Origin of the sequence: Cellvibrio sp. BR, from assembly GCF_000263355.1 — a bacterium.
Lineage (GTDB): Bacteria > Pseudomonadota > Gammaproteobacteria > Pseudomonadales > Cellvibrionaceae > Cellvibrio.
Genome location: NZ_JH668200.1, coordinates 29,951 through 46,420, shown reverse-complemented (window position 1 = coordinate 46,420; position 16,470 = coordinate 29,951). Strand labels below are relative to the sequence as shown.

The window sequence follows — 16,470 nt, the reverse complement described above, 5'->3', positions numbered from 1 at the left end:
GCTCCGGTAATTATTGCAACAACATAACGGCGCTTCCGAGGGAGGCGGCGCAAGTGGCTTTAACGGTGGTTAGGGTGCGGTCGGCGGCGCAACCGCTGCCACAGCTGGTCATGTTGTCGATCAATTGGTTCAGTTCCAAACGCAGCTCGGCGGGGTCAGCTTGACCATCGAGTTGGCTGTGTGGATTGGCGCCATCGGCCACTTCATTGGCTAACAGGCGCGTCAGCAGCGGTTCGATAATCAAGTCGCGTTTTTCGGGTGTGTCAAAGGCGACATTGGCGGCGGCGCTGAAATCAAAGCCGGGGAAAAGCGCCGCACGCGCCGTATTGGCCGCGCTGGAGTTACCCACTACCGCGTTGCAATAGGCCACGGTCAATTGGGTGATGCCCATTTGCTGCGCAGCGAGGAAACCGTCCAGATTGGTCAGTGTTGGCAGCTGCTGTTTCACCTTTTCATAGGTGCTGGCAACCAGCGTATTGGTGGCAGGAATACCGGTCATTGCCGCCAAGCTGGCATTGATCTCCGCAAAATCGCGCAGACCAAGGGTTGGTTGGTCGGGAATGTCGGCCGGCGCTGCCGGTGGGGGCGGTGTAGCGACTACCCGGGTGTAGGAGCTGCTGCCAATCAGGTCGAAGGTGAGGAAGAATACATCCTCCTCGGGACCATTTTTGGCTTCAACCACAGTGCCCAAGGGTGACAATGTTTGCCGGCCATCGGTGAGTTCCCCGGCGGCTAGCTGGGTATTGATGTTGGCAAATACCTGGCCTACCGGTGCCTCGGTGCCGTTGACCCCAATGCGAATGCCTTTGAGGGGAACAGCGCTGGTCAGTGCACCATCGCCCAGAACGGTGAAGAACGGCGCGGCAAATTGGTAGCCGTAATCGTCGATTTGCTGCACTTCAAACACGATAAAACACTGACCGCTGGTGCCTTCTGTCGTGGTGGTAAAACAGGCCGGCTGGTCGATTAACTCGGACACGTTAAACAGCAGCAGGTAGCGCGCGCCTACACCTACATCAAAGTTGGTTTTGATATCACCTTCGCTCATGGCGCGTTTGTGAATGGCGAGGAAGCGCAAGCTGCCCGCCCAAGGGCGATTGCCCGATACCTCGTTACCCACCACCAGTGCATGGCCATTGTCCCAGTCTTTGAGGAAGGCGCCAGCGGTGGCGTCGTTGTCGCCAGTGAATTCACCGTTGACATAGAGGCGCCGGCCGCGAATCGGGTCAAAGCTGAGCACCACATGCTGCAGTGAAGCCTGGGCGCGCTCGTCATTGTCATTGGTAGCGAGTACCGGTTCGCCATTGGCATCGCTTTCGCCGGTGCGATTCATGCCGATGTAGTTGTAATCGTACTGTCCGAGGGTGAAGTTGCGCTCGGTAGTGCTGCCGGAGTAGCTGACGATGCGCGCCGGATTGTTGTCGTTGGCGCCCTGGTCAAGGCTGTCGGGAATAATCCAGGTCTCAATGGTGTATTCACCGGAGCCGAGTAACAAGTCGTAGAGTTTGCGGCTGCCACTCACGGTCGCTTGGGCGCGGCCGGTATCAGCAAATTTCACGCCCCAAGCGCTGCTCCAGCTAACATTGCCGATCAGGTTGAGGTCGGCAACCGGGTCTACACCTGAGGTATCAAACGCCACCGTGCCCTTGCCGGTTTTGAATTCGTATTTGGCGATGATGTCGCTATCGATGCGGCCGCCGCTGCTGAGCACAAAGGCATCGCCCAAACCTACTGCTTTGCTGACCACCAAATCGGGGTCAACTTCGATGGCGGTGATGCTGTCAGCCAAGGCCTGGATGGCGGCTTGCATTTGGTTGGCGCTGGCGGCGCAGTCATTGTCCCAGCAGTTGTGGGAGTCGGCGCGCAGGCGTTGTACCAAACGCGATTGTGCCGGGTTGTCCAAGCGCATTCTGCTTTTGGCGGCTTCGTAGGCAACCGCGATATCACTGCTCGCCAAGTAGGGTTGTTGGCGCGTCGCGGCGGATTCCGCGTGACAAGCGGCGCAGTATTCGGTCAGCAACGGATAAACATTAGTGGCAAAACTGCTGCTGTCGCTAGGGAAGCTTTTGGTATTGTCGATGGCGCGATCAGCGGGTGCCTTGAGCACCACATCGTTAGCGCTGGTTTCCCGCGGACCTGCCCACTTGTTAATCCAGCCAGTCATGATGTCGGCGCAGGCACCTGCATCGGCCAACCAGCAATTGTGGCCGCCAGCCACTTTGGTGACCAAACGCGATGACGCCGGATCACTCAAGGTCACCAGTGCTTCATCAATCACCGAGGCATAGGCGAGGTTGATATCGTCGCCACGGGCGAAGGTGGGGGCTTGAACCTGATGACAGCCGCCGCAGCGGTCTTCGCGCGCCATGTTGATCCAGAGTTCGTTCTGGAATTTGATGATGTCTTCTGTGCCCGCCGGTTTTTCACCGCGATAGGTAAAGTTATCGCCGCCGGTGGCAGGTGGAGGAGGGTTATTGGGGGTGACTTCGCTGCCACTGCCCGAACCACCGCAACCACCCAGTAGGCCAGCAGTGAGGGTGAGTATCGCGAGCGCGGCTCTCCCCAATTTGGGTTTATGCCACTGTAAAAGTGACGATGCTGTTGTTATGCGCATTTTCATCACCTTATTCACCTTTGCAGTAGTCAGCAGTGTCGATAAACACTTGTTTGAGGTTGTAATTTGCGTTGGCGAAAGCCGTTGTCATAGCCTCTACTTTGCTGCGGTCGGTGCTATCGGCGGGTTTGCGCAGGCACACATTTTGGAACACTTTCTCTACCTGGCAGCTGGCAAAGGCCTGGCTGTGTGCCAGCTCCCTATTCATGCTTTTGGCGCCGGTTCCGCTGCCGGGCAGGCTGCTGTCCCAGCCCAAATGTACGTTCATGCCTTGGCGCCAATAGTTCTGCCAATCGTCATTAGTGGTTACATAGCCGTATTTGAAGGTATTGGAATTAATGCGGTATTTCTTTTCCACCCGGCTTTCGGTATCCGGGTCGAGGGTGCCTTCGGTGTTGTAGTGAATGCTGCCATTCAGGCCATCCGGGTCGGCGTCTACATCAAATTCGTAATCGTAATAGGCATAAGCTTTGGCGAGCGGGTCCATACCGTTGTGGCAGCCAACGCAGTTGTTGAGGAATACGCGGCTATCGCCACCGGGGCTGCGGCTGACGTCCTGACGCACAAAATCCGGCGTCAGGCTGGTGTCGTGTACCTGTTCCAAATCGCGGCACAGGTGGTTGATGAGCGTAAAACGAAACATGGCGCGGTTGGTACCGGCGATAAAAAATGCCTTGGCGGCAGCGCGGCTAGTAATCACGCCCGAGGTGGCATCGGCCGGTAGGCCATTTACGCTGGACTGGGTGCGTCTGACCAGGGTGTCCTTCAAGCTTACGCCCTGGTTTTCGATCGCCTCGTAGTGGCTATTGTTGCTATTGGAGTAGGCGGGCAGGCCAGCGGCGCTGCTGGTGTAGATCACATCATCGTAGAGCGCGCTGCGGAAGTCGGCTTCATCGCGCACTAAACCAATGACCGTGGCGGTGTAGTCGTTGAGCGGCGCAAATACCGTGCGGTCGCGATTGGTCCAGGGCGTGACCATATTTTTCAAGGTAACGCTGTAAAAGGCTTCGTTATCCATAGCGATACGCACGGCGCTGGCCACTTGCCCGGCTTCGATCTCGGCGCTCATTTGCGCCAGTACCGTTTCGGTGGGTGGAACCCCGGCAATGCGGTTGTGAATTTGCAGCGCTTGTTCGCGCGACCCGGCATAGCTGGCGCTGCTAAACGCCAGCAGCGCAGCGAGCCCGGCGTAGGGTAGGCAGCGCGCCGCTTGGGTAAATAAGCGGGAGTTAGTGTTGATCACGGTTGCTCCTGGGTAAGAGGTCTGCATCCGGGCGCCGAACGGCGCGGATGCTATTGGTGTTGTTAAGGTTCGTGCTATGCAGTGAATATGCCGGACATCATTGGACTGGCCGCTGCAGCCGGGATACTTTTCAAGAATTAGAAACAGTTCTCCAAAATATCCTTTTGGCGCCAGATTTCGGCCTTTGCCAAGGCAAAGGTCAGCTCGGTATTGTTATTGGCGGGGCGCCAGACCGCGAGAGCGCTGACGCAAAACGTCCTGGTTAGGGTTACTGAATACTGCCGGGGAAAAGTAGCTGACGAAAAATGTCAGATTAGTATGAAGCTGGGCAAGTGCTGCAATGCGGCATCATCCTCGTCTTTTTCAATCTTCCAACCGGCTCATTGCAGAATCGAGACCTGAGTCACAATCATTGAGGCGACAGCGGTTGAATATTGTGCGCGCTATGACGCGCTAGTCACTATGCTCTAGCATGCGCGCCATTCCCGTCGCCATAATCACAACTGGCGCGACTTTTGATAAGAAATGCCTTTTATGGGTGATGAGCAAAGCCCTTTGTAGGGCAAAACCCCCTTTACATGACTTTCCGGATTCTGGGCCACTGGCTATGACGCAATTTGTTACTCCATCGTTTTTCCTGTCCCCCTGGCTGGTGTTTGGCTCGCTGCTGACACTCACCGCCTGTGGCGGTGGTAGCTCCGGCGGCGGTTCCAACGGTGGTCAGGATCCAGACCCGGTGGTGGTGGATATTCCCGTGGCTTACATCCAGCGCCCGCTTCCGGTGGATGAAGACGGCGAACCGGTCTACCCCGATGTGTTTATGCCCGACAGTTTTAACCCTGGCGGCGAGCTCTACCTGAAAGCGCGCGCCACGACGCAAGCAGAAGTGGTGAATATCACCCGCGCCGCGTTTGCGGAGCATGAATTTTTTGATGCGGAAAACCCCAACTACGACGTAAAAGATGTGGCGGTCGATTCGGCCGGTACCCGTTTGTTATTTGCCATGCGCGCGCCGCTCGACCCGGATCTGGACGAGGACGACGAGGATCAGCCCACCTGGAATATCTGGGAATATCACCTCGCCACCAAAGTTCTGCGCCGCGTCATCAGCTCCGATTTTGAAGCCGAAAAAGGTCACGATGTCAGCCCCCGCTACCTGCCCGACGGCCGCATTATTTTCAGCTCCAACCGCCAAAAACGCAGTAAGGAAATCCTGCTCGATGAAGGCAAGCCCCAATTTGGCGCCGTCACCACCCAGGACAACGACATCACCAGTTTCCTGCTGCACAGCGTGAAGGATGACGGCACCGATATCCAGCAACTCAGCTATCACCTCAGCCATGACCTGCAGCCGCAAGTTATGCCCGATGGCCGTTTGGTATTTATGCGCTGGAGTGGCGAGCAACTGAGCTTTTACAGCGCCAACCCCGATGGCACTGACGTGCAACGCTATTTCGGCGATGAAAGCCTCAATCAACCCCTCGCCGATGATATGACCGAAGTGCCGCGTCTGTTGCGCCCACAAATATTGCCCGACGGCCGTATTGCCGCTATCTATTTGCAAAACGGCTTGCAACTGGGCGGCGATATGGTGGTAGTGGATGGTGCCGACGCGCTGGAAGGTGCGGTGCAATCCTTGTCGGTGAAACCGGTCAATATCGCCACCGATCTGGTGTCACTACATGGCCGCTTTGCCTCGCTCTCGCCACTCTACGATGGCACCAATCGCCTGCTGGTCAGTTGGAGCCAGTGCCGCTTACTGCAGACCGAGACCGCCACCACGGCGGCGCGTCTCCAGCCCTGTTTACCAACCTTGTTGATTGATGGTGTGCCTGCCGAAGGTTATGAGGAGGCGCCACCCTTTTATGGCCTGTGGATTTACGACCTGAACAACCAAACCCAATTGCCGGTAGTGCTTGCCGAAGATGGCAAAGTGTTTACCGAAGCGCTGGCATTGGAGCAAAGCGCCTATAACCCGGCCTTTATCCAGCCTACTACCGACCCGGATCTGGCGGCGCGCAACCTTGGCTTGCTGCACATTCGCAGCGTATATGATTTGGACGGCGCGTTTAACGCCATGAACTCTGGCGCCGCCGACCTGCAAGCGATGATTGCCCGCCCCGCCGATCAGCGCCCCGCACGGTTTATCCGTTTGGTGAAAGCTGTATCCCGCATTGATGACGATACCCTCGACGATCAGGACGACAATATTTACGGCAACCTCTTTAACGGCAATAACGGCATTCAGGAGATCCTCGGTTACGCGCCGGTGGAGGCCGACGGTTCGGTGATGGTGACAGTGCCTGCCGATGTCGCATTTTCCCTGGAAATTCTGGATCGCGATGGCCGCCAAATCAGCGCCAACCACAATACCTATTTGCAATTGCGCCCCGGTGAGCAAATGACCTGTAACGGTTGCCACGCCGCCAATAATGAAACGGCGGTGCATGGACGTAACGATTTACCTGAATCACCTGCGTCGATTAACCCAGGCGCATTGAGTGCCATCAACTTCCCCAATACCCAGCGTTACGAGCGTTTGGGTGTACCGATTGCCCCTGAGATGGGCGAAACCATGGCGGAGTTTGCGGCGCGTTCTACCTTTTGTGAGGAAACGGTCAATGGTCAGGTGTGCGGGCCTATGGCTGGCCCGGCTCAGGATCAAAATTTGCGTAATCCAACAGTAGATTTACTGTTCCGCGATCTGTGGACTGCGCCCGGTCTGACCCCGGCAGAGGCGTTTTCCTATCGCTATAACGATTTGGTTCCCGGCGCCACCGCCGACCAAATCCCTGCACCAACACCGGCTGCTTGCCGCGAGGAATCCAGTTGGAATGCCAACTGTCGGGTAGTGGTTAATTACGAATATCACATCCAACCGCTGTGGGAGCGCGAGCGTGAACCTATGACGGTGACTGATCCTGAGTTGGCTATCGCCAGAACGGCAAATACCTGTGTTGCCTGCCACTCTCCCGCCGATGCCGACGGCAATTTGCAGGTACCAGCCATGCAATTGAATTTGCTGCGCGCCAAAGAAAACGCCAACACCGAAATGCGCTCTTACCTGCAATTGTTAAACGGTAATCAACGCCAGATCCAATTCTTATATGAGGGCGGTTTGGCAGTGTTGTTGCCCGTATGTGAATTTGAAGACAACTACGATTTTATTCCCCAGTGTGAAGTATTGCTGGATGAGGAGGGCATACCCACCTGTGATGGTCTAGTCGACTGCCCCTTTGAATTTGCCAACGAAGAAACCGGTGAATTGCAGTTGGATACTTTAGGCAACCCGGTGCCGCGTATGGAAAACACCGGCTTCTTGCCGCCGCCCATGAGTCGTGGCGGTGCTAATGCCAGCAATCGTTTCTTTGATAAATTTGAAAACAATGGCACTCATATGGGATTCTTGAACGCGGCCGAGTTAAAACTCCTGTCCGAATGGCTGGACACCAATGGTCGCTATTACACCAATCCCTTTGAATTGGCTGTCCCTAACTAAATAGCCTAACTAAAAAAGCCCAACTAAATAAGCAAGATAACAATGACAACAACAATCATCACAACAACACACGGAAGCAAGGCATGATTGCCAGTGCACGCAGAATCCTGAAAGGGCGCTATTTAATAATGAGTTTGTTGCTCTGCGTGGCGCTGCCAACGCAGGCGCAGTGGTTTAATTGGTTTTCACCCGACGAACCGCTGCAAGTCGTTATTGATGATGCGTTTATCAATGTGTATGCAGGCCCCGGTAGCGGCTACCCGATTTTCCATGTGGTCGAGCGCGAAGAAGTGATCACCCTGTTATACAGCCGCACCGATTGGATCAAAATCAAAACCAAACGCGATCTGGAAGGCTGGATTAAACGCGATGACATGAAGCTCACGCTGTCGCCCGATGGCAGCAAACCGGATTTCCCCGATAACCAACAAGCCGATTATTTGGTGGATCGGTTTGAACTGGGCGCGGCCTACGGCGATTTTGCTGGCGCCGATAGTTTGACCATGAACCTGGGCTATCGCTTTACTAAAAATTTATCGGCCGAAGTGCGCTACGCGGAAAACACCGGCCAGTTTTCTGACAGCCAAATTCTTGCGGCGGCAGTGTTATTTCAACCATTTCCCGAATGGCGTGTATCGCCGTTTTTTAGCATTGGCAGCGGCAAAATAAAAACCTTTCCCAGCGCCACGCTGGTACAAACGGAAGACCGTGAAGACAATTTAATGCAAGCCAGTTTGGGCGCTTATGTACATCTCACCGGGCGTTTGTTTTTGCGCGCGGACTATACCAATCATTACGTGCTCACCAGTCGTAATACCAACGAAGAGGTTAATGAATGGAAACTCGGTTTCAACGTCTTTTTCTAAGCGCAGTGCTGCTTGGGATTTTCAGCATCACCCAGCCGGTGTTCGCGCAAGATGAAGGCAGTGATGAGGATGAACTGGAACAGGTAATCACGCCCGACATTAAACGTCGTCAAATCAAAGAAGATGATTTGGATACGGAAAATTTTGAGTTGGGGGTGTTTTACGGTTTTTTATCCATTGAGGATTTCGGCACCAATGGCGTGGCCGGGGTGACGCTCGCCTATCACATCACCGAAAGCTTTTTTGTAGAGGCCGCTTACGGCACCAGTAAAACGCAAAAAACCAGTTATGAATTATTGAGCGGTGGCGTTGAACTCTTGACCGATGATCAGCGCGATCTGGCGTATTACAATTTATCGCTGGGCTACAATTTTTTGCATGGCCAAATTTTTATGTCGGACAAGTGGACGTTTAACAATCACTTTTATCTGATGGCGGGTGCGGGCAATACCGATTTTGCCGCAAAAGATTATTTCACCACCACCATCGGCGCGGGGTTGCGTTTTTATACTACCGATTGGTTGGCGCTGGATTTAAGCATGCGCGGCCACAGCTTCGAACATGAATTATTTGGTGAGGCAAAACGCATCACCAATTTGGAATCGCGCTTGGGTGTGTCGGTATTTTTTTAATCCAGAATTTTTTTGAATTGATGTGGAGTTGATTATGTTGTTGTATAAGTCGTTGCATAAATCGTTACACAAAAAACTGGCAACTATTACCGCCGGAATTGCACTGGGGTTAAGTTCATTGCTGGCGCTTGCGGAACCCGCGCCGGATTTCACCTTGCCCAGCAGCAGCGGTGAAAATGTGCGTTTGGCGGAACAGCGTGGCCAAGTGGTGATGCTCAACTTCTGGGCCTCCTGGTGCGGCCCGTGCCGTCAGGAAATGCCATTGTTGGATGAAATGTCCAAGCGTTACAGTAGTGCCGGTTTTGTGCTCTACGGCGTGAATGTGGAAGAGGATAATACCGATGCAAAAAAACTCATCCAGCAATTGGGCGTGACCTTCCCGATTTTGTACGACGCCGAGAGCAAAGCGAGCAGCCTTTACAATGTAGATGCCATGCCAACCACGGTGCTTATCGATAAAAAAGGTGAAATTCGCTACGTCAACCGCGGTTACAAACCGGGCGACGAAAACAAATACCGCGACCAAATTCGTGAGCTGATTAAAGAATGATAGCGCGCCTCTCCTTGCTGCTCGCGATGCTGCTGTGCATCGCCGCCTGTAGTCCCATCAAGCCCTGGGTTAAACCCTATGAACGGCAAAAAATTGCGGACGAAATCATGAGTTTTGATCGCGATCCGATTGCGGGCAGTTACTTGCATCACGTGTACGATGCGCGCGAAGCGGCACGCGGTGGTGATGGTGCATCGGGAGGTGGCTGTGGTTGTAATTAATCGCCTGCTGATTTTAGGTTTTACACTCATGGCGAGTATCGCGCACGCGGCAGTATTACCCGATGAACGCATCGATATTCTCTACCACGGCTACGACGGTGGGGGTGCGCAAATTGATGGCCCTTCCATTTTAGTGCGCAAAAGTATCGGCAGTTCAGTATCGGTCGCCGCGAATTATTATGTGGATATGGTGACCAGCGCCTCTATTGATGTTGAGGCGACTGCAAGTCCCTACAGCGAAGAGCGCAAAGAGCAGGGCTTGAGTGCGCAATATATGGTTGATCGCTCCACCATTTCGGTGGGCTATGTCAGCAGTAAAGAAAATGACTACGATGCCACTACTTATAGTTTGGGTATCGACCAAAGTTTTTTTGGCGATTTAACCACGCTTGGTTTTGGTGTGAGTTTTGGTGAGGATATTGTTGGGCAGAATACTGACCCGACCTATAAGCGCGATTTACAGCGACGCAAATACAGCATCAACGCCTCGCAAATCATCACTAAAAATTTATTGGCATCGCTCAGCTTTGATAGCGCCAGCGATCAATGTTTGAATTTGGCGGACACTGAAAGCTGTTTGAATAATCCCTATCGCTCGGTGCGGTTTCTTACTGGCACCGGTGGTTATGCTTACCAGGGCGAAATTTATCCGCATACCCGCAACAGCGATGCCGTTGGCTTGCGGCTGATGTATTTTCTACCCTATCGCGCTTCATTGCGCGCAGAACTTCGCCAGTTTTCCGATAGTTGGGGGATAGAGTCGGAAAATGCGGAGCTGCGCTATTTGCACCCTTACGGCGAACGCTTTTTGTTTGAAGTGAAATACCGTATTTATGACCAAACCGGTGCAGATTTTTATGCGGATTTATTTCCCTTCCGCGACGCACAAAATTTTATGGCGCGCGATAAGGAGTTGAGTCCTTTTTCATCCACCGTGCTCGGGTTGGGCGTCACCTACAAAGTTCCGGCGGGCACTATTCCCTGGTTTGAAAAAAGCACCGTTAATCTCTACTGGGATCACTTCAATATCGACTATGACGACTTCCGCGATGCCCGTGTATCGCCCACGGAATTCGCCGCTGGTAGCGAACCGCTCTACAGTTTGGATGCGGATGTGATCCGGTTCTATCTTTCCTTCTGGTTTTAACTCTCCCATCCCGTTTCTGATCCAGCGCAAGCTATCGCCCGTAAGGGTGATATTTTGCGCCTTGGTCTCTATAATCCCGAGCCTTTTCATTGGTTGCACACAGCTGCCGCCATTGCGTTTCTGCTAATAACAAGTGAGAGCACTGTGTCCCCTGACCAGATATTGATTGTCGATTATGACGCGACCTGCGCCGCCGGTAGCGGAATGGATGAGCTTCGCGCCGCGCTTGCGACCCAGCGCTCCGGCTTGCGCCCGAACGATTTTCCCGGCTGCAATTTGCCTACGTGGATTGGTCGTGTCCCGGCAATTGATGATTATGTGTTTGCGCCGGAATTGGCCGCGTGGCAGAGCCGCAACAATGCGCTGATCGCCTTGGGCTTACAGCAGGGCACACTGCAGCAATCGCTGGCGCAACTGGTTGGACGTTTTGGTTCGGCGCGCATCGGGGTGGTGATGGGTTCCAGCACCTCCAGTATCGACCGCTCGGAAGAGGCCTATCGCCATTTGGACGAGCAAGGCCAGTTGCCAGCAGAATTTCTGCAAGAAAATGTACTAAATCCCCACGCCCCCGGTTTGTTTGTGGCGCAACTACTCGGCCTTGATGGCCCCAATATGACGGTAAATACGGCCTGCTCTTCCTCTGCCAAAGTCTTTGCGACCGGCGCGCGTTGGCTGCGTGCGGGTATTGTGGATGCGGTGCTGGTGGGGGGCGCTGATACCCTGTGCCAAAGTGTGCTCTACGGTTTTCACTCATTACAGTTGGTGTCCGAGTCCCAGTGTCGCCCCTTTGACGGCGCGCGCGATGGCATCAATTTGGGTGAGGCCGCCGGTTTTGCGCTGCTGGTACGTGGCGATGACGCCCAAGGCATTGAGCACACTGGCATCCAACTCAGCGGCTATGGCGAAAGCTCGGATGCGCATCATATGTCCCACCCTCACCCCGAAGGCGCCGGTGCGCGTTTGGCGATTGAGCAGGCGCTCGCGCAAGCGGGTTTGGCGCCCGCGCAGATCGACTATATCAACCTGCACGGTACAGCGAGCCGCGCCAATGACCATATTGAAGGCAACTTGGTGGGTGCTATGTTTCCAGCATCCACGCTTGCCAGTTCGACCAAAGGTTGGACTGGGCACACCCTTGGTGCGGCGGGAATTCTCGAATCGATTTTTGCGCTGGAAGCCCTAACCAGCGGATTGGTGCCGGGCACCTTGAACCTGGCGCAGGTCGACCCGGAAATCGCTATTAGCATGAGCGCGGCCAACCAAAGCGCAGACTTAACCCACGTGATGAGCAACTCCTTCGGCTTCGGCGGCAACAACGCCTGTTTGATTTTCAGTCGTGCGGAGGTGGCAGCATGAGTACTCCGCTAGGTAATAAAGCGTCGATTGTGGTGGATTTGGTGGGAGTTGGCGCCTGGGGCCCTGCGTTTAACAACTGGGCGGAGCTGCAAACGCTGTTTGCCAATCCCGCATTGGGTGAAGCATTGCAGTGGGCGACACCAGTGCCCAAACCGGAAATTATCCCCGCCAATGAACGCCGGCGCGCGCCCTTGCCGGTACGCGCCGCCGTTGAGGTAAGCTGGCAGGCATTGCAGCAATCGGGCTTGGCATCCAGCGATGTGGCCTGCGTATTTGGCTCCGGGCTGGGTGATACCGAAATCACCGATTATATGTGCCGGGTATTAACCACTGCCGAAAAGCAGCTATCGCCGACCAAATTCCACAACTCGGTGCACAACGCCGCCGCCGGTTATTGGACCATCAGCAGCGGCTGTATGAAATCGGCCAACTCGATTGCGGCCTACCAAAACACTGCCGGTTTGGCATTGCTTGAGGCGATGATCCAGTGCCAGCAGCACCATGAGCCGGTATTGGTCACCCTGTTTGATACTGCCGCGCACGATGCCTATCGCCAGATTTTTGCCTGCGAGCAGAGTTTTGCCGCCGCGCTCTTGCTGGTGCCTGCGGGTACTGCCCATACGCCAATGGCGCACTTGGTGATGGCGGATGAAACCGCTGCAAGTGTTATAGCGCCAGATTTACCCCACGACCAGCTGGACAAACTCTACCGCGATAATCCCGCCGCCAAGGTGCTGGGTTTGCTCCAGCAACTGGCGGCCAAACGCAGTGGTGACTGTGTGTTTGAGCTTAGCCCGCGTCGCGCCCTCAAGCTTGTTGTGAGTTTTTAGCCAATGAATAGTCCTGAGATATTGGATGCTGCTGAGCTGGCTTCGGGTCATATCACCCTGTGGGATGTGATTATCGCGGGCGGCGGGCTGGCGGGTTTGGGTTTGGCTAAACAGCTCAAACAGGCCAATCCTGAGTTATCGATTGTGGTAGTGGAAAAGCAGGGTTTTCCGCGCCCGCGTGCCATCGCCAAGGTGGGGGAATCCACGGTCGAAATAGGCTCCCATTACCTGTCGCATCACTTGGGTTTGCTGCAGCACCTGAAAGACAAACACCTCAAAAAATTCGGCATCCGTATATTTTTTGGCGAACCGGCCGATGATTTTTCCCGGCAGGACGAGCTGGGTGCCAGCCAAACCTTTGGTATTCCGACCTATCAGATTGATCGCGGCGATATCGAAAACCACCTCGCCGCCGAGCTGCAGGCGCTGGGTGTCACCTTGATCGATAAGGCCGATATTCTGCAGTTGGATGTGCGCGCTGAAACTGGCACTGCCTATGACAAGCAGCTGGTTATTCGCACTGCAACCGGTGAACAAACCCTGCGCGGTCACTGGCTGGTGGATACCGCCGGGCGCGCCAGTTTGCTTAAAAACCATCTCAAACTTGCGGCCAAAAACGAGCATAAATCCAACGCCGTCTGGTTCCGTATCGACCGCACTATCACCCTCGATGATTGGTGTGAGAATCCCGAATGGCAGGCGCGCTGTATGCCCGAAGGGCGCCGCTGGCTAAGTACCAATCACCTGGTCGGGCCGGGCTACTGGGTGTGGATTATCCCGCTCGCCTCGGGTGTGAGCAGCATCGGCATAGTAATGGACGACATCGCCTTTGACGCCAGTGGTATTGCGGATCAAACCTCGGCTATGGCCTGGTTGGCGCAACATCAACCGCGCTGTGCGGCGGCGATTGGCGATGCCAGGTTCCTCGATTTTGTACTGCTGCAGGACTACTCCTACGACTGCAAACAACTGTTCAGCGACCAGCGCTGGGCGATTGCCGGTGAGGCCGGTGTATTTGCCGACCCCTTTTATTCCCCCGGCAGCGACTTTATCGCCTTTGCCAATGGTTTTATCTGCTCGCTGATTACCGCCGAACGGCGCGGGCAGGATATTCGGGTGCAGGCGCTGGTGTATGAAAAACTGCTGCGCTCCATCTACCACAACACTCTGTCGCTCTACACCGGTCAGTACGGTGGTTTTGGCGACCGGGTGATGATGGGGTTAAAACTCCTGTGGGATTACAGCTATTACTGGGGTGTGCTCTCGCTGCTGTATTTCCGCGACGCCCTGTGCGACTTTGAGCGCATCCGCCCGCTGGCGGGTGAATTGCAAAAAGCCCAGCAGCTCAACCAATCCATTCAAGCCCTGTTCCGCACCCGCGCTGAGCGCCGTTTACAGCTGCCCAATCGCGGCGTGTTTATGGATCAATACCAAATCCCCTGCCTGCAGTTTTTCAACAAGGTGTTGATGGAGGCGCCGGTATTACCGCTGCCGGAGGAACTGGCGCGCAATATGGCACTGGTAGAACAAGTGGCAGCAACGGTGCGGGATATGTTGGGCGATGCGCCTGAGCTTAGGATTAGTGATGCTGAGCGCGAATTGCTGGGGGCCTATCGGTTGAAGATATTAGGGGATGGCGGTTGAAAATACTGGGAAATGGCGGCTTAAGATTCTCGAGTGATGCTTATTTGTTGCGTAATTCGTGATAAAACGCCAACAGCTTAGCGCGCGGCAATTTGCCGTTTTCTTCGCGCGGTAGGGCATCCACCATCAACAGCGGGCGCGGCATAAATACCGGGTCCAGGTGCGCGGCAAAACGGGCGCTGAGTTGTTGTTTGGTGATGTCTGTCCCGACCACTAAAGCGACCGGGCGGGTCACGGTTTGTTGACCCGCTTCCGGCATAAATACCACGCCATCTACCACGCCCGGGGTGGCGAGCAGCAGTTTGTTCATCTCCACTAGCGAGCCGCGTTTGCCGGCGATTTCGATCATGTCGTCGCTGCGCCCGAGCAGGCGGAAGTGGCGGCCATCCGCGGTTTCAATCCGGTCCTGTAGCGGCTGCTCTTGCGGCAGGTGGCTGCCGCGAATCACCGATAAATCCTGTGCCAATTCCAAGCCATCAAATAGCTGCCACAGATCCGTTTGTGCGCTGCGGCGGCGCGCCATGGAACCCACTTCACTGCAGCCGTAAACTTCAATTAACTCACCCGCAAAACAGCTTTCTGCTGCCTGCGCCAAGTCTTGCGACAGCGGCGCGGTGGCGCAGAGTATTTGTTTGACGGGCGGCATGGCCACACCGCTGTGCACCAGTGCCCTTAGGTGAACTGGGGTACTGATCAGCAAACGCGGCGCCGGTAATGGTTGCAGTGCTTGGGCGACATCGAGCGGAAACAGCGGGCGCGCATCGCTAATGCACAGGCGGCTAAACAGCGGCAGTAGCAGGGAGGTTTCCAGCCCCCACATATGTTGGGCGGGCACAGTGGCGAGGGCGAAGCGCAGCTGTTCGCGGTAGTCATCGCCCAGCATTGCCTGTGCGTTCATGCGGCTGCTGGTGACAAAGGTGTGCCAGGGTTTGAGGTTGGCTTTGGGTTGGCCGGTGGAGCCGGAGGTAAAGGCGATGGCGGCAAGTTGATCGGCGCAGATATGTGGAATGTCGCGGCAAGCGTCGGCGCGTAAATCGGTTTCGTTAAGGTTGAACTGCGGGCAGGAGTCGAGCAGGTTTTCCAAGCCGTCGTGCAGCACATAACTAGCGGGATATTGCTCGCGCAGCAGCGCTTGGGTGGCCGGGGCGCGGTTCTGCGGCAGCAGGTTAGTCTGCCCGCGCACCAGCGCCGCGCAAAAGCCGAGGGTAAATAAATAGCGGTTATCGCACAGGTTGATGGCAAAACCCGCCTCGGGCAGGCGCTCGGCCAAACCCAAGACCTGGCCGATAAAAGTGCCCACACTGATCTCGCCCGCCGCGCCGCCTAATGGGCTTAGGGCGCTGCTGAGATGGGCGAAACAATCCTCCACCCGGCGCTCCAGTAAGGGCAGCCGGGCAGGGGGTTGCTTGGAGGTCATCGCGGAGTCGATGGGCATAGCACGAAGGTTAGCGCTTACTTATTGCTATTGGTCTGTACAAACTCGGCCAGTGAGGCGAGGGTGGCAAAGGCCTTGCGGGTGCGCTCGTCGTCGGCTTGCATTTGCACGCCGTATTTTTGCGAAATGGCCAGGGCGATTTCGAGTGCGTCGATGGAATCCAGCCCCAGGCCATCGCCAAATAAGGATTCATCCGGTGCTATCTCACTCGCCGCTATATCTTCCAGATTCAGTGCTTCTACCAGTAATTCGGCCATTTCCAATTGGGCAGCGGTTTGCGCAGACATAGGTACCTCGGAGTTATTGTGATGGATCGGCGTTATCGGCCAATCGTCGATGAAAAGCGGCGCAGTTTAGCGGCTTTGTGCCCCAAAATCACCCGCACTGCCTGAGACTTACCTTAACCTAACGGGAGTTTTTGGGTAAACTCGCG

The 16,470-nt window shown here is 55.1% G+C and carries 13 protein-coding genes; 9 read left to right on the top strand and 4 right to left on the bottom strand.

Features of this window, described 5'->3' with window-relative positions; genetic code table 11:
* Positions 1 to 10 precede the first annotated feature (10 nt).
* Both O59_RS00225 and O59_RS00220 read right to left on the bottom strand, forming a co-directional pair.
* Positions 11 to 2,614: a LamG domain-containing protein gene (locus O59_RS00225; RefSeq protein WP_157152420.1), complete on the bottom strand. Its 2,604-nt coding sequence runs from the start codon at positions 2,612 to 2,614 to the stop codon at positions 11 to 13.
* 10 nt (positions 2,615 to 2,624) lie between these two features.
* Positions 2,625 to 3,857: a hypothetical protein gene (locus O59_RS00220; protein ID WP_007638257.1), complete on the bottom strand. Its 1,233-nt coding sequence runs from the start codon at positions 3,855 to 3,857 to the stop codon at positions 2,625 to 2,627.
* 607 nt (positions 3,858 to 4,464) lie between these two features.
* On the opposite strand from O59_RS00220, the gene O59_RS00215 reads away from it, so the two are divergent.
* From O59_RS00215 to O59_RS00175, 9 genes are all read left to right on the top strand, one after another.
* Positions 4,465 to 7,356 (top strand): PD40 domain-containing protein, encoded by a 2,892-nt coding sequence (locus O59_RS00215; protein WP_007638255.1) that lies wholly within the window; start codon positions 4,465 to 4,467, stop codon positions 7,354 to 7,356.
* 83 nt (positions 7,357 to 7,439) lie between these two features.
* Positions 7,440 to 8,222 (top strand): SH3 domain-containing protein, encoded by a 783-nt coding sequence (locus tag O59_RS00210; RefSeq protein ID WP_007638252.1) that lies wholly within the window; start codon positions 7,440 to 7,442, stop codon positions 8,220 to 8,222.
* A complete protein-coding gene (locus tag O59_RS00205) occupies positions 8,192 to 8,854 on the top strand; it encodes an outer membrane beta-barrel domain-containing protein (protein WP_040390941.1) in 663 nt (220 codons plus the stop codon). The genes O59_RS00210 and O59_RS00205 overlap by 31 nt, the downstream gene beginning before the upstream one ends.
* A gap of 34 nt (positions 8,855 to 8,888) precedes the next feature.
* Complete coding sequence (locus tag O59_RS00200) at positions 8,889 to 9,404, top strand: TlpA disulfide reductase family protein (protein WP_040390940.1); 516 nt, start codon at positions 8,889 to 8,891, stop codon at positions 9,402 to 9,404.
* Positions 9,401 to 9,625, top strand: a complete 225-nt coding sequence (locus tag O59_RS00195) for a DUF4266 domain-containing protein (RefSeq protein ID WP_007638246.1) — start codon at positions 9,401 to 9,403, stop codon at positions 9,623 to 9,625. Before O59_RS00200 ends, O59_RS00195 begins: the two co-directional genes overlap by 4 nt.
* Entirely contained in the window at positions 9,612 to 10,772 is a 1,161-nt protein-coding gene (locus O59_RS00190; RefSeq protein ID WP_007638245.1) for a DUF3570 domain-containing protein, read from the top strand. Before O59_RS00195 ends, O59_RS00190 begins: the two co-directional genes overlap by 14 nt.
* A 144-nt stretch (positions 10,773 to 10,916) precedes the next feature.
* Positions 10,917 to 12,128, top strand: coding sequence for a beta-ketoacyl-[acyl-carrier-protein] synthase family protein (locus O59_RS00185; RefSeq protein ID WP_007638244.1), 1,212 nt, complete (start codon positions 10,917 to 10,919; stop codon positions 12,126 to 12,128).
* Positions 12,125 to 12,958: a beta-ketoacyl synthase chain length factor gene (locus tag O59_RS00180; protein ID WP_007638243.1), complete on the top strand. Its 834-nt coding sequence runs from the start codon at positions 12,125 to 12,127 to the stop codon at positions 12,956 to 12,958. Before O59_RS00185 ends, O59_RS00180 begins: the two co-directional genes overlap by 4 nt.
* A gap of 3 nt (positions 12,959 to 12,961) precedes the next feature.
* On the top strand, positions 12,962 to 14,602 hold the full coding sequence (locus tag O59_RS00175) for an NAD(P)/FAD-dependent oxidoreductase (protein WP_007638242.1): 1,641 nt from the start codon (positions 12,962 to 12,964) through the stop codon (positions 14,600 to 14,602).
* Positions 14,603 to 14,642: 40 nt separating this feature from the next.
* Here the strand turns inward: O59_RS00175 and O59_RS00170 are convergent, their stop codons facing one another.
* Together O59_RS00170 and O59_RS00165 are read right to left on the bottom strand one after the other, a co-directional pair.
* Positions 14,643 to 16,037 (bottom strand): AMP-binding protein, encoded by a 1,395-nt coding sequence (locus O59_RS00170; RefSeq protein WP_007638240.1) that lies wholly within the window; start codon positions 16,035 to 16,037, stop codon positions 14,643 to 14,645.
* Between the two features lie 17 nt (positions 16,038 to 16,054).
* Complete coding sequence (locus O59_RS00165) at positions 16,055 to 16,324, bottom strand: phosphopantetheine-binding protein (RefSeq protein WP_007638238.1); 270 nt, start codon at positions 16,322 to 16,324, stop codon at positions 16,055 to 16,057.
* Between the last annotated feature and the right edge of the window lie 146 nt (positions 16,325 to 16,470).

Coding starts and splice junctions, on each gene's coding strand:
- O59_RS00175 (WP_007638242.1), top strand. CDS start 12,962: ATGAATAGTCCTGAGATATTGGATGCTGCTGAGCTGGCTTCGGGTCAT.
- O59_RS00225 (WP_157152420.1), bottom strand. CDS start 2,614: ATGCGCATAACAACAGCATCGTCACTTTTACAGTGGCATAAACCCAAA.
- O59_RS00210 (WP_007638252.1), top strand. CDS start 7,440: ATGATTGCCAGTGCACGCAGAATCCTGAAAGGGCGCTATTTAATAATG.
- O59_RS00200 (WP_040390940.1), top strand. CDS start 8,889: ATGTTGTTGTATAAGTCGTTGCATAAATCGTTACACAAAAAACTGGCA.
- O59_RS00170 (WP_007638240.1), bottom strand. CDS start 16,037: ATGCCCATCGACTCCGCGATGACCTCCAAGCAACCCCCTGCCCGGCTG.
- O59_RS00205 (WP_040390941.1), top strand. CDS start 8,192: ATGGAAACTCGGTTTCAACGTCTTTTTCTAAGCGCAGTGCTGCTTGGG.
- O59_RS00180 (WP_007638243.1), top strand. CDS start 12,125: ATGAGTACTCCGCTAGGTAATAAAGCGTCGATTGTGGTGGATTTGGTG.
- O59_RS00195 (WP_007638246.1), top strand. CDS start 9,401: ATGATAGCGCGCCTCTCCTTGCTGCTCGCGATGCTGCTGTGCATCGCC.
- O59_RS00165 (WP_007638238.1), bottom strand. CDS start 16,324: ATGTCTGCGCAAACCGCTGCCCAATTGGAAATGGCCGAATTACTGGTA.
- O59_RS00215 (WP_007638255.1), top strand. CDS start 4,465: ATGACGCAATTTGTTACTCCATCGTTTTTCCTGTCCCCCTGGCTGGTG.